The organism is Phytoactinopolyspora alkaliphila, assembly GCF_010550695.1.
Classification (GTDB): domain Bacteria; phylum Actinomycetota; class Actinomycetes; order Jiangellales; family Jiangellaceae; genus Phytoactinopolyspora; species Phytoactinopolyspora alkaliphila.
Genome location: NZ_JAAGOB010000002.1, coordinates 317,085 through 330,022 on the forward strand (window position 1 = coordinate 317,085; position 12,938 = coordinate 330,022).

At 67.4% G+C, this 12,938-nt stretch carries 15 protein-coding genes and 1 pseudogene; 2 read left to right on the plus strand and 14 right to left on the minus strand.

Annotated elements, in window-relative coordinates:
- Positions 1-72 precede the first annotated feature (72 nt).
- Positions 73-315: a glutaredoxin family protein gene (locus G1H11_RS04475; protein ID WP_163817061.1), complete on the minus strand. Its 243-nt coding sequence runs from the start codon at positions 313-315 to the stop codon at positions 73-75.
- A gap of 66 nt (positions 316-381) precedes the next feature.
- On the opposite strand from G1H11_RS04475, the gene G1H11_RS04480 reads away from it, so the two are divergent.
- Positions 382-1,233: an HAD family hydrolase gene (locus G1H11_RS04480; protein ID WP_163816449.1), complete on the plus strand. Its 852-nt coding sequence runs from the start codon at positions 382-384 to the stop codon at positions 1,231-1,233.
- A gap of 129 nt (positions 1,234-1,362) precedes the next feature.
- Here G1H11_RS04480 and G1H11_RS04485 read toward each other — a convergent pair whose 3' ends face one another.
- The 8 genes and pseudogenes from G1H11_RS04485 to G1H11_RS04520 form a co-directional block, all read right to left on the minus strand.
- Positions 1,363-2,442, minus strand: coding sequence for a lysophospholipid acyltransferase family protein (locus G1H11_RS04485; RefSeq protein ID WP_425501179.1), 1,080 nt, complete (start codon positions 2,440-2,442; stop codon positions 1,363-1,365).
- Positions 2,443-2,605: 163 nt separating this feature from the next.
- Positions 2,606-3,271 (minus strand): annotated as a pseudogene (locus tag G1H11_RS27375) (NAD-dependent epimerase/dehydratase family protein); the annotation flags it as partial.
- Positions 3,272-3,450: 179 nt separating this feature from the next.
- Entirely contained in the window at positions 3,451-3,552 is a 102-nt protein-coding gene (locus G1H11_RS04495; RefSeq protein WP_013020966.1) for a 30S ribosomal protein bS22, read from the minus strand.
- 197 nt (positions 3,553-3,749) lie between these two features.
- On the minus strand, positions 3,750-3,980 hold the full coding sequence (locus G1H11_RS04500; RefSeq protein ID WP_163816453.1) for a helix-turn-helix domain-containing protein: 231 nt from the start codon (positions 3,978-3,980) through the stop codon (positions 3,750-3,752).
- Between the two features lie 194 nt (positions 3,981-4,174).
- Positions 4,175-5,287, minus strand: a complete 1,113-nt coding sequence (locus G1H11_RS04505) for an acetoin utilization protein AcuC (protein ID WP_163817065.1) — start codon at positions 5,285-5,287, stop codon at positions 4,175-4,177.
- An 89-nt stretch (positions 5,288-5,376) separates the two neighbouring features.
- On the minus strand, positions 5,377-6,180 hold the full coding sequence (proC, locus tag G1H11_RS04510) for a pyrroline-5-carboxylate reductase (protein WP_163816455.1): 804 nt from the start codon (positions 6,178-6,180) through the stop codon (positions 5,377-5,379).
- On the minus strand, positions 6,177-7,106 hold the full coding sequence (locus tag G1H11_RS04515; protein ID WP_163816456.1) for a proline dehydrogenase family protein: 930 nt from the start codon (positions 7,104-7,106) through the stop codon (positions 6,177-6,179). Before G1H11_RS04515 ends, proC begins: the two co-directional genes overlap by 4 nt.
- A gap of 156 nt (positions 7,107-7,262) precedes the next feature.
- Positions 7,263-7,868 carry a TetR family transcriptional regulator gene (locus tag G1H11_RS04520; RefSeq protein ID WP_163816458.1) on the minus strand — a complete coding sequence of 202 codons (606 nt, stop codon included), beginning with the start codon at positions 7,866-7,868 and terminating at the stop codon, positions 7,263-7,265.
- A gap of 99 nt (positions 7,869-7,967) precedes the next feature.
- On the opposite strand from G1H11_RS04520, the gene G1H11_RS04525 reads away from it, so the two are divergent.
- Positions 7,968-8,825 carry a phosphatase PAP2 family protein gene (locus G1H11_RS04525; protein WP_163816460.1) on the plus strand — a complete coding sequence of 286 codons (858 nt, stop codon included), beginning with the start codon at positions 7,968-7,970 and terminating at the stop codon, positions 8,823-8,825.
- A 9-nt stretch (positions 8,826-8,834) separates the two neighbouring features.
- On the opposite strand, the gene G1H11_RS04530 is transcribed toward G1H11_RS04525, so the two are convergent.
- The 5 genes from G1H11_RS04530 to G1H11_RS04550 form a co-directional block, all read right to left on the minus strand.
- Positions 8,835-9,434, minus strand: a complete 600-nt coding sequence (locus tag G1H11_RS04530) for a TetR/AcrR family transcriptional regulator (protein WP_163816462.1) — start codon at positions 9,432-9,434, stop codon at positions 8,835-8,837.
- A gap of 64 nt (positions 9,435-9,498) precedes the next feature.
- A complete protein-coding gene (locus G1H11_RS04535) occupies positions 9,499-10,227 on the minus strand; it encodes an ABC transporter permease (RefSeq protein WP_163816464.1) in 729 nt (242 codons plus the stop codon).
- Positions 10,224-10,985 carry an ABC transporter ATP-binding protein gene (locus G1H11_RS04540; protein ID WP_163816466.1) on the minus strand — a complete coding sequence of 254 codons (762 nt, stop codon included), beginning with the start codon at positions 10,983-10,985 and terminating at the stop codon, positions 10,224-10,226. Before G1H11_RS04540 ends, G1H11_RS04535 begins: the two co-directional genes overlap by 4 nt.
- Before the next feature lie 117 nt (positions 10,986-11,102).
- A complete protein-coding gene (locus G1H11_RS04545) occupies positions 11,103-11,963 on the minus strand; it encodes a sugar phosphate isomerase/epimerase family protein (protein ID WP_163817067.1) in 861 nt (286 codons plus the stop codon).
- Between the two features lie 62 nt (positions 11,964-12,025).
- Positions 12,026-12,850 carry a D-alanyl-D-alanine carboxypeptidase family protein gene (locus G1H11_RS04550; RefSeq protein ID WP_163816468.1) on the minus strand — a complete coding sequence of 275 codons (825 nt, stop codon included), beginning with the start codon at positions 12,848-12,850 and terminating at the stop codon, positions 12,026-12,028.
- Between the last annotated feature and the right edge of the window lie 88 nt (positions 12,851-12,938).

The window sequence follows — 12,938 nt, forward strand, 5'->3', positions numbered from 1 at the left end:
CGGCGGAACGTAATATGCCCCCACCCTAGGGCACTTGTGAAGCCATGCACAAAGTTGCGATCTTGGCCGCCGTCAACTATGGGGAGCCGAGGCGTCCTGCAGAGCGCGGCGCAAGCGCGCCTCGTCCACTCGCCAGAAGTCGTGCTGAGCACCGTCGACGAAGGTTACCGGAATCTGATCACCGTACTTGCGCTGCAGGTCGGCGTCGTCGTCGATGTTACGTTCCTCCCACCGGACATCGAGGTCGGCGCAGACCCTGGCGACCACCTCGCGGGCCTCGTCGCACAGGTGACATCCCGGCCGGCTCAGCATCATGACTCTCGCCACGTCGACTCCTCCATGTGGTGCTTCTCGAGCTCATGCCGACACTACTCTTGGGGCATGCGGCTGGGACGACGTCGAGACCGATACCAACGCGTAGGGGAAGCAGCCGCCGAGACGGCGGAGGCCACCGCCGGGATCGACCTACCGCCCGACTCCCGGGCGGCCGCGTTCTTCGACCTGGACAACACGATGGTTCGCGGCGCTTCCCTGTTCTATCTGGCTCGAGGTCTGTACGAGCGCAAGTTCTTCCGGACCGGGGACATCGCGAGATTCGCCTACCAGCAGGTGCGGTTCGCCATTGGGGCGGAGCACGCCGGGCACATGGACGAGTCACGCCAGGCGGCACTGTCCTTCATCGCCGGCCGCGAGGTCTCGGAGCTCGCCAAGATCGGTGAGGAGATCTTCGAGGAGCGGATGGCCCGCAAGATCTGGCCCGGCACGCAGGCGATCGCCCGGCTCCACGTCGACCAGGGTCAGCGCGTATGGCTCGTCACCGCGGCGCCCACCGAGATCGCGACCATCATCGCCCAGCGGCTCGGACTCACCGGGGCTCTCGGTACAGTCGCCGAACACCGCGACGGCCGATACACCGGCAAGCTCGTCGGCGATCTGCTGCATGGCGAGGCGAAGGCAGCGGCGGTCCGCGCGCTGGCCAGCAGAGAAGGCCTCCTGCTCGAGCGATGCTCCGCCTACAGCGACTCCGCCAACGACGTCCCCATGCTCTCCCTGGTAGGGCACCCGTGCGCGGTCAATCCGGATCGGCGCCTGCGCGCCCACGCGCGCCGCCACGGATGGCGAATCCGGGACTATCGCGGGCGTCGTCGCAACACCACACTCGGCATCGCGGCAGCCGCCGGCGCGGGAGCCGGCGCGATCATCGGCGTCGTCGCCGCCCGGAAGCGCCGCTGAGCGATCCCACGCCCCCCACTTCCCGCACCTCCACCTAAATGATCATGTAAACCATGTTTTCTCGTGCTTCACCATGCCTGCAGACCTGGTGAAGCACGAGAAAACATGGTTTACATGATCATTCGGAGATCAGCCGAAAGCTCCGCCGCGCTCCTCGAGCAAGCGGTGCAGCGTGTTCTGGATGGTGTCGCGGACGTGATCTGTCAACTCGAAGATCACCATGGGATCCTCGGCCGCGCCGTCCGGATAGCCGTCGGTGGTGATCGGCTTACCGAACTCGATCATCCACTTCGACGGCAGCGGTACCAGACCCAGCAGCCCGAGCCACGGGAACGTGGGTGTGACGGGAACGTAAGGCAGCCGAAGCAGACGAGCCAGGAAGTCGAGGTTGGCGATCATCGGATAGATCTCCTCGGCGCCGACGATGGAGCACGGCACGATCGGAGCCGAGGACCGCAGGGCCGCCGACACGAATCCGCCACGGCCGAAGCGCTGCAGCTTGTACCGCTCGGAGTACAGCTTGCCGACACCCTTGAAGCCCTCCGGCCAGACGCCCACCAACTCGCCGCTGCCAAGCAGTTTTTCGACGTCCTCGGTGCACGCCAGTGTGGAACCACTCTTGCGAGCGAGATCCGACACGACCGGCAACTGGAAGACCAGGTCCGCGGCGAGCGCCCGGAGATGCCGGTGCGTGGGATGCTCGTCGTGCACGGCCAGCTGGGTCATCAAGGAGTCCACCGGCACAGTGCCGGAGTGATTCGCCACCACCAGCGCCGCACCGCTCGCGGGGATGTTCTCGATCCCGCGGACCTCGACTCTGAACCAATGCCGATACAACGGGCGCAGCGCGGGCAGCATGACGGCCTCGGTCAGTTCGGGGTCGAATCCGAAGGCGTCGACGGAGAAGTCGCCATTGAGGCGGCGCTTGAGGAAGGTCAGGAGGCGGTCCAACCCCTCGCTGGCGTCGGAGCCCGCACCCTCACCCATGCCGGTCACCGGCGACGTCGGCCGTCTTCTGACCAGGGCCGAAGGCTCCGGCCAGCCCGGCGAAAGACCGCAGGACCTGGTCAAGCGCGTCGACCCGGTCTCGGTCGAGAACGCCGCCTCTCGCCCTGGCCTCGACGAACGCGTCGAAAGCGTCGACGGTGCCGTAACGCGGCTTGAAACCCAGCACCTCGTGCATGCGGGTGGTGTCCACGCCGCGTCCATAGGTGAGAAATCGAGTCTGAACCGAGTCCATGTCCGCGATGCCGGCACGCCGCATCAGGCCTCGGACCACCGGGTGACCGAGGCTCGGCAGCGGCAGCGGCAGCCGCCCCGCTCGCCGCAATGCCTGGCTCAGGACCAGGAAGCCGTCGCCCGCGATGTTGAAGATCCCCGGATGGTCCTGGATTGTGGCCATCCGCAACGCGTCCAGGCAGTCGTCCTCGTGGACGAGCTGGAAGCGCGGATCGCGGCCGAAGACGACCGGCACGACAGGAAGCACGAAATATTCGGACAGCACAGTACGAATGACCGGACCGAAGACGTTGGCCAGGCGCAAGATGGTGACGTCCACGTCGGGACGGCGCCGGGAGAATCCCCGCACGTAAGACTCGACTTCGCTGGCGTCCTTCTCGTATCCGCTACGAGCGGTGACGTTCTGCGCCATGTCCTCCGCGAACAGCGCCGGTGCCCGCGATCCCGCCCCATACACGGCCGTGGAGGACTTCACCACCAGCTTGCGGACCGAATCAGAACGCTGGCAGGCGGCGAGAAGCTGCATGGTGCCGATGACGTTGATCTCTTTCTGCGGCACCCGCCCGCCGGCGTCGGCGCGCGTAGCCAGGATGTTCATGTGGACCACGACATCCGGCCGGGAGCGTGCGATTGCCCGGTTGATGGCGGAGGTGGTGATGTCGGCCTCGATGAACTCCACCCCGCCGAGCTCCGTGGGTGGGGGGACGACGTCGACACCGACCACCCGGTCGACGCGGGGGTCGTCGGCGAGAACCCGGGCGAGGCACGCTCCGAGGTACCGGGCCACTCCGACCACCATGACCACGCCGGTCACCTACGCCCACCTCCTCACTACGCACCGTTCAGATCAGCGTATAGAGCCAGGCCGCCGAGAATACGGCGATCAGACGACAACGAGGTTGCGCGGCCACGGTACGCGTCCATCGGACACCAGACCCGCGACACCCCCAGGCGGTGGCGAAGCGCGGGCCCAGCAGACTACTTGCCCTGGCGACGACGCTGGACGCGTGTACGGCGCAGCAGCTTGCGGTGCTTCTTCTTCGCCATCCGCTTGCGTCGCTTCTTGACCACAGAGCCCACGGGGCACCCTCGCTCACTTCGTTCGGACAGGGCGGCACACGAAGCTCAACGCTCGCGTGCCGGGTCGCTCACAGTAGCTGAATCTCTGCGCACGATCACCCCAAGGGTACCCGCAATCTCAAGACGCCGGTTCACCCGAGGTGCACGCCCCGGTACCCGGGCCAAGCCACCCACCGGCGGCCTGCGAAGCGGCTGCGCTAGCCGGCCTCCATGCCCTGGACGTAGGAGTTGTGCAGGTACTCGTGGACGGCGCTCTCCGGTATCCGGAACGACCTGCCGACCTGGACGGCGGGCAGAGTCCCGGCATGGACCAGGCGATAGACCGTCATCTTGGATACCCGCATAGCGGTCGCCACTTCGGCAACCGTGAGGAAACGCACTTCGCCCAGCGGCTTTCCTGGGGTCGCACCCGGCCCGCTCGTCGTCATCACTCCTCCACCATGGCGCCGGCGGCGCGTACCTCGCGCGCGACAACGGCGACCTGATCATGATGGTAGTGGCTGATGTGACGTATGGGAAAGGGGTAAAGCGTAATAGCTCGCCTTCGCATGGTTTCGGGATGCTGAAAGCGCACATTCCGCCCACTCCAGCGACAACAACCCATGCCAGGGGCGGAGACCGGTCAGAAGGAGGGATCGAGGCCGTGAAGTGGGAATACGGCCGAGCGCGTGGACATGACGGACTGATCCAGGCGGTCCGCGGGATCGTATCCGTCCTCCCATGCCGGGAAGGTCGCCGAAGCCCCGTCGGACATCCGTACCGGTGGAAGCCCGAGATCCAGAGTCGAGGCGAACTCGCGCCACCGCGCCGGAACCGGCGTCTGCGGATCGATCGGGGCTCCTGCCGCGATCGCAAGCAGGTGACTCCACGTCCGCGGCACGACGTCCACCAGGGAGTACCCGCCCCCTCCGGTGGCGAGCCAGCGACCGTCGCAGAGCTGCGCCGCCAGCTCCCCCACGGCAAGGATGGCCGCACGCTGGCCATCGACGGTGAGGGTGAGGTGCGCGAGCGGGTCGTCGAAGTGGCTGTCGCATCCGTGCTGCGAGACGAGCATCTGCGGTTTCCAGGCCCGAAGGACGGGTGGCACCACCGCGGCGAACGCCCGGAGCCACCCCGCGTCTCCCGTCCCCGGAGGCAGTGCGATGTTCACCGCCGTGCCCTCCGCGCCCGGCCCGCCAGTCTCGTCGGGGAAGCCCGTTCCGGGGAAAAGCGTGCGGGGCGATTCGTGCAGGCTGACGGTGAGCACCCGCGGGTCGTCGTAGAAGATGGCCTGAACGCCGTCACCATGATGGACATCGGTGTCCACGTACGCGACTCGCTCGGCGCCGGCGTCCAGCACAGCCTGGATGCCTGCCGCCACGTCGTTGTAGACGCAGAAGCCCGACGCCGCGCCGCGCATCGCGTGGTGCAGGCCGCCGGTGATGTTCACACCGTGGGTGCTACTGCCGGTCCACACCGCTCGGGCCGCCGACACCGTGCCACCCACGATCTGCGCACTGACCTCGTGCATCCCCCGAAAGCACGGGACGTCGTCGGTGCCGAGGCCGTAGGACAGGTCAGTGCGCCGAGGATCCGTGCCGGCCGCCCGGACCGCCTGGATGTAGTCCGGCGCATGGACCGTGGAGAGGAGCTCGTCGTCGGCCACCACCGGCGTCTCGACTCGCACGCCGGGAAGGTCCAGCACGCCGAGTTCCCGGGCGAGCCGCATAGTCAGCGCGAGCCGCACCGGATCCATCGGGTGCGCCGGCCCGAAGTCGTATCGAATCAGAGCATCGTCCCACGCCACCTGCAACGTAATGGGACGTCCGCCGGTCACCACGAGTTCTAGACCTGGCCGGAGGACAACGCCCGCGACCGGTCCCGAGCAGCTTCGATGGCCGCTAGGAAATCGGCACGGACCCGGCCCTCCTCGAGCAGGCGGATCGCCGCAGCCGTGGTGCCTCCGGGCGAGGTCACGCCTTCCCGCAGGACCGTGGGGTGCTCACCCGTCTCACGCAGCAGTTTGGCCGAGCCGACGAGCGTTTGCACGACGAACTCGGTGGCCGTGGCCCGTGGCAGTCCCATGTGCACGCCGGCCTCGATCATCGCCTCCACGACGTAGAAGACATAGGCCGGGCCGGAACCGGAGATGGCCGTCACGACGTCCATCTGCTTCTCCGGAACACGCTGCACCTTGCCGGTGGAACGCAGCAGGTCCTCCGCCACCCGCAGGTGGCTGTCGTCGCAGTGTGAACCCGGAGAGATGGCGGCCATCCCCTCGTCGACCAAGGCGGGGGTATTGGGCATCACCCGCACTACCGCGACGCCCTCGGGAAGCCGAGACTCGATGAAGCCCGTGGTGATGCCGGCCGCGAGGCTCACGACGAGATGGTCCGGGCGCACCGAGTTCGCCACCTCGTCCAGAAGAACACCCATGTCCTGGGGCTTGACGACGACGACGACCGTGTCGGCACGCTTGACCGCGGTGGCGTTGTCCACGACCTCGACGCCGTACCGGTCCGTCAGCTCCCGGGCCCGCTCCGGCCGCCTCTCGGTCACCAGGAGCTCGTCGACCCGCTTGCCCGCTCGGACCAGCCCGGAGAGAAGGGCCTCGCCCATGACTCCGGCGCCGAGAATCGCCACTGTCATCGCTTGCTCGCCACCGATCGCAAAAACAGGGACAGGTTGGCCGGCCGTTCCGCCAGCCGCCTGACCAGGTACCCGTACCAATCCTCACCGTACGGCACATAGACCCGTACGCGCTCCCCGGCACGCACCAGCCGCAACTGCTCGTCCGGGCGCACGCCGTACAGCATCTGGTACTCGTAGCTGCCTTGCTCGCGCCGGTACCTGGCGGCCAGAGATCCGGTGATCTCCACGAGCCTCGGGTCATGCGTGGCGAGCATCGGGTATCCAGGGCCGGCCAGGAGGATCTTGGCGCACCGTACATACGAGCGATCCACCTCCGCGCGGCTGGAGAACGCCACGTCCGGCGGCTCGTCGTACGCACCCTTGCACAGCCGGACTCGCGAGCCCTCGGTGGCCAGGTCACGGCAGTCACCCTCGGTGCGCCGCAAGTAGGCCTGAAGGACGGCGCCGGTCTCAGGGAAATCTAAGCGAAGCTCGCGCAGTATACCCAGTGTGGAATCGGTAGTGGTGTGGTCCTCCATGTCCAATGTGACCGTGGTCGCGGCGTTCCGGGCAGCGTGGCAGATACGTCGCGCCTGCTCCAGCGCTATCTTCTCGCCATCGTTCGGCAACGCCTGGCCCACCGCGGAGAGCTTGACCGAGACCTCGGTGTCCGCCGCGAGGCCGGCCTGATGAAGCGCACCCAGCAACGAGACGTACGCGTCACCCACACGCCGGGCTTGCGCGGCGTCGAGAGTGTCCTCGCCGAGATGATCGATAGTGACCGCGAGACCTTCTGTCACGAGCTCGTCGGCCACCCGTATCGCGTCTTCTTCACCGGTTCCTGCCACGTAGCGATTGACCAGCCGACGAGTCACCGGCACTCGCTCTACGGCACTCCTGAGACGCACACTCCGGGCCGCCCCCAAAAGCAGCGACCGCGACAACGATCCTGGCAACGCAACCGTCCCTTCGCGCCCCGAACGAGCTTGATGGTGGCCAGATTACGGCACGCGCAGCACGGTACGGCCCAGAAGGACGCCGGATTCTGCGAGCCCTGGCGGAGCCGGCGCCCGCACGGGACGTTCAGCGCGCCGCGGCACCTACTCGGACTCGTCCCGGATTCCGAGAACGTCGCGGACGACGTCGAGCACCAGGGGCCGGAGCTCCGCCGCCGGGACGTCGGGCATCGTCACCACCGCCATGATCACTCCGATGGCCGAGAGCGTACGCACGCGGTCGGCCAACGGCAGGTCCGCCTCCGCCAGCAGCGACATGAGCTCTTTGTCGTGGCCCTGCAGGCGGGGAACCATGCGGGAGGTGCTGGCGCCGGTGATGTCGTTCATGACATATGCGACCAGCTCACGGTGGCACAGCAGCAGATCGATGTACCGCTCGACCACACGCATCCGGGCGGCTGGACCGGCCAGCCCGGCCGCACGCGAGTCGGCCAGGATCTTCTCTTCCTCGTCCGCCACCGGGCGCAGCAGGTCATCCAGGATGTCCACCTTGCTGCGGTAGTGGTAGTAGACCGCGGCCTTGGTGATGCCGAGCGCGGCAGCGATCTCCCGCAGGGACGTCTTCTCGTATCCCTGCCGGGTGAACAGCTCGAGGGCCACCTCTCTGATACGGGACGCCGTATCGGGCGCAACGTCTTTCGCGTGCTCGGCCATCGACTGCCTCTCTTCCGGCCATGTGGTCGGAATCACGTAACAAATCCACAAAACGATCCGCACTTGTCACCCGTCAAGCATTAGTATCTATCTTACTTGCCGGCTGGCAAGTAAGGAACTGGAGGTCCGGATGTCATGGGAGTCCGGGTAATCGATAAAGCACGCAAGGCGAGCAGCCACGCCCAGTTGCGCCGCGGGGCCCGCGAGGTGGTCCTCATCGCGGCGGCTGCCCTGCTGTATTCGCTCGTCCGTGGGCTGACCGATGATCGCGTCAATATCGCATTCGAGAACGCGGAACGGGTCATCTCATTCCAGCGCTCGCTCGGCATCTTCGTCGAACCCGAGATGCAGAGCTGGGTCGCGGGCAACGACGCGGTCATCAACACGATCAACGCGGTGTACATCGCCGGATACTGGCCTGTGCTCCTGGGCACGTTCGCCTGGCTGCTCTTCCGGCAGCCGGCGCGATACGCGCTGTTCCGCAACGCGCTGCTCGCTTCCGGGGCCATCACGCTGGTGATCTTCGCGCTGTTCCCGCTCGCGCCGCCGCGCTTCCTTCCCGAGCACGGGTTCGTCGACACCGTTTCCGAGAACTCCGCGGCCTACCGTGACTTCAGCGCCTCCCCGTTCGTCAACGAGTACGCGGCGATGCCGAGCCTGCACTTCGGCTGGATCCTGCTCGTGGGAATCGCCTGGGCCACCGTGGGCCGGACCGCGCTGGCGAAGGCGGCCGGCATGGCCATGCCGGTGCTCATGTTCACCGCTATCGTCCTCACCGGCAACCACTACATCGTCGACGGGATCGTGGGCGGGCTGGTCGTGCTGCTCGGCCTGGCCGTCGCCGTGGCACTTGAGCGGCGCAGGGCTCAGCGCATGCCCACGCCCGCACTCGAAGAGCCGCGCCTGTCACAGCAGCAAGAGGTCCCGGCAGGACCGCACACGGAGACCGTTGACAACGTTCGCTCGCAGCCGCGGATGGTCGCGCAGCGGTGAGACCGTCGCTCACGAGGGGGGCACGTACTGCTGGATCACCGGGCCGATGAGCGCCACGATCTCCTCTTCGGACGCCGAGGCGAGCGGCTCGACCTGAACCACGAACCGCAAGACCGCCATGCCGATCAATTGAGAGACCATCGCCTCCGCCCGCAGTGCCGCGTCCGGGGCATCGCCGAAGACCACGACGATCCGGCTGAGCAGCACGCGGGTGACGAACTGACGCAGCAGGGCCGCGGCCGCCCCATGGGTCATCGCGGAGCGCAGCAGGGCGAGCAGCGGGCCACGGACCTTCGGATCACCCCACACGGCCAGGAATGTCCTGACGGCCCGTTCACCGATCTCGTCGCGAGGACTGCTCCTGATCGCGTCCGTGATGACCGCGGGGTCGAGGTTGATCTGCATGGCGACGAGAAAGAGATTCTCCTTGTTGCCAAAGAAGTGGTGGATCATCGCAGGATCCACGTTCGCCCTGGCGGCGATGGCGCGCACGGTCGCGCCTTCGTAGCCGCGCTCTTCGAACTCGGCCCTGGCCGCGACCAGGACGTCGTCGCGCGTGCTCGCGCCCCCGGGTCGCCGGCCCGCACGGGAGCGCCGAGCACGCGTCATCGTCACAGTCCTCTCACCGATCCTGCCGCCTCATCACGGCGACCCCGACCGCAACAAGGCACCTTCAGGCCGTACGGCGGCGGAGCGTGGTCGCGCCGAGCGCGAGCAGGCCGAGCGCGAAGCCGACGACGATCGTGATCTCGGCCCACACACTGGGATCAGCTGAGAGCTGCGCTTCTCGCATCGCGTCGACGGCGTACGACAACGGCAGGACGTCCGAGATCGCGCTGAGCACATCCGGCAGTTCCGACCTGGGCACAAGCAGGCCGCATAGCAAGAACTGCGGGATGATCAACGCGGGCATGAATTGCACGACCTGGAACTCGGATGCGGCGAATGCACTCACGAACAGCCCGAGAGCCACGCCCAGCAGCGCGTCCAGAACGGCGATGCCGAGCAGGATCCACGCCGGACCGGCCACGTCGAGTCCCAGCGGTCCGAGCGCCAGTCCGCCGGCGAGCAAGGCCTGGACCACGGCCACAGCACCGAACGCGACGGCATAGCCCACCAGGAGGTCCAGCTTGCCCATCGGCATCGACAGGAGCCTCTCCAGCGTCCCGGAGCTGCGTTCCCGCAACGTGGCGATCGACGTGACAAGGAACATGATCATGAAGGGGAAGATCGCCAGCAGCGCCGGTCCGATCCGGTCCCACACCGGCCCGCCGTCGTACACCCACCACAGCAGAGTGAGCAGGAGGCACGGGACGACGAGCATCATCGCCACAGTCCGGTGGTCATGCATCAGCTGCGCCAGGACCCGCCGGGCGGTGGCAATGGTGATTCGCAGGCTCATGGGTGACTCGCTTTCGAGACGAGATGCAAGAAGGCCTGCTCGGCGTCCGGCGTACCGGTGTGCTCGAGCAGGCTGGGCAGGCTGTCATCGGCCAGCAGTGCGCCCTCGCGCAGCAGAACCAGTCGCTCGCAGCGCTCCGCCTCGTCCATGACATGGCTGGACACGAGGAGCGTCGCGCCGTCGGCGGCTAGCTGATGGAAGAGCTGCCACAGCTCCTGCCGGAGCACCGGATCCAACCCGACGGTCGGTTCGTCGAGGACCAGGAGCTCGGGGGTGCCCAGAAGTGCCACCGCCAGCGAGACCCGGGAGAGCTGACCACCGGAAAGGTTCGCGGCCAGCTGGTCGGCATGCCGGACCAGGTCCACCTGCTCGATCACCCGGTCGACGTCGGCCCCCGGGGCGTTCAGGACGTCGGCGAAATAGCGCAGGTTCTGCCGGATGGTGAGGTCACGATAGACACTGGGCGCCTGCGTGACATAGGAGACACGGCTGCGCAGCTCCGCTGCGCCGGCGGGCCGCCCGAGCACCTCCACGCTCCCCGCCGCGATCTTCTGGACTCCGACGATGGCGCGCATGAGCGTCGATTTTCCCGAGCCCGACGGTCCGAGCAGCCCGGTGAGGGTGCCGGGAGGCACGTCGAGATCGAAGCCGTCGAGCACCGTCCGCGCTCCGCGGATCACTCGCAGCCCGCGGATGCGCACTGCGAGGCAGGCGTCCCGTTCAGGTCTCGACCTCGGGTCGCGCGCTAAATTCACCATACGTTGAATATCGCGCGCCTGGATCGGTCTGTCAACCGTTTCGGGCGAGATCTGAGACCGCTGGACCAGCAGCGGTCAGGGGTGGTTGGGACTCTTCACGACAGAGCCGGCGGGCGATCATCGCGCCCCTGGGCGGACCACCTTCTCGGTCGTTCCGTCCGCGCCCACCGCGAACGCAGTCTCCACGGAGGTGGCGAGATTGAGTCTGGTGAAGGCAAGCGCCTCGTCCAGGTCGGCCTCGCGTTCTGCCACGCTGCGCGCCCGCCGCGTCGTCACTTCGAGGATCACCGCGCCGGACCATTCCTGCCGGGCCAGCCGCTCGAGCAAGGCCGCACAGGGCTGATTGCCCCGGCCGGGGATCAGGTGCTCGTCGCGCGACGACGGCGTGCCATCGGTCATATGGACGTGGGAGAGCCGGTCACCGATGGCCTCTGCCATGGCGAGCGAGTCTGCGCCGGCTACCGCCGCGTGTGACAGGTCGAGCGTGATATGCGAGTACGGACCGAGAGCAGGATCCCAGTGCGGAGCGTACGCAGCGACCTCCCGGCCGGCCGCGCGCCACGGGTACATGTTCTCCACCGCGATGACGATGCCGGTTTCCTCTTCGAGCGCGGCGATCCGGCGACCGAAGCCCTTCGCATACTCGCGTTGCCAGCGAAACGGCGGATGAACGACGACGGTGGACGCGCCGAGCCGCTGCGCCGCCTCGATGGACCGGGTGAGCCGCACCCACGGATCCGGCGACCACACCCGCTGGGTGATCAGCAGGCACGGGGCATGAACGGAGAGCACCGGCATGCTGTACCGCTCGGAGAGCCGCTCCACCTCGTCGATGTCCTGGCTGACCGGATCGGTCCAGACCATGAGCTCGACACCGTCGTAGCCGAGGGAGGCCGCCATCTCAAACGCGCTGGCTGTGCCTTGCGGATACACAGATGCGGTGGAGAGACCGACGGGCGAGTCCGGCACACGCAGCATCCCTAGCGCGCTCTGTCGCAGCTCCGACACACTCCTAGCCTAGGGCCTGCCTCCGGCGATGTTCAGCTCACCAGACCAGGATCGAACTCCCAATGCCAAGGCTCCGGCCGCGATCCGCCCGACCGTGCCCACGACGGGTTGATCCACCCGAACTGCTGTCCGTGCGTATCGAGCCAGGCGTAGAACGAACTCGAGTACGAGTTCGCGCCGCATTCGAAGTCGATGGCCAGCCCCCAGCCGTGCTCGCTGGTGCCGGGCTCTGCCGCCAGGCCCGGTTTCTGCCGAGCGAGATCGACCTGCTGATCGTACGTGCGATACGTGTTCCCGATGCACTTGAGCAAGGCGCGCCCGGTTTCGTCCTCGTACGCTTCCGCCATCGCCTGAAATGCCGCGGCGGCGTCCGACCGGAGGAGGTGGCCGTCGCCCACGTCGCACAGTTGCTCGTCGCTGAGCTGACCGTTGGCAACGCTCCCCTCGGCCGGCACCTCTGCGGAGCACCCGTCGATAGCGGGGAATCCACCCGGAAGTGAGCTGGCCGGACCGTCGTCCACGGAACGCGCGGGCGCGGAATCCTCCGCCTCGGAATCACCGCCATCCCCCGCGTCCTCGGACGCGTCGTCGTCGGACGCGGGTTCGCCCGACGGCGGTTCCAGGACCGTCGCCTGGGGATTCTCCGGCTCGTCGGCACGATCGCCGGTCTCCGAGTCCGGATCACGCTCTTCGTTACGCGACGCCGCGCCCGCGGCGTCGTCACGCAGATCCTCCAATCCACGGAACACGGCGATGTCACTGTCCGCCGTCGCGGCCGGCTCGATGGTGTCACTAGCCTGGACAGTGAGGAAGACAGCGCCCGCGCCGCCGAGAGCGACGGCGGCCCGAGTCAGCACGCCGAGTCGGGCACCTGAGGAACGGCGCCTGCGATGCCGGCTGCTGTAACGACTGGTAATGAACTGCACTCCGGCATGACGAGCGCCT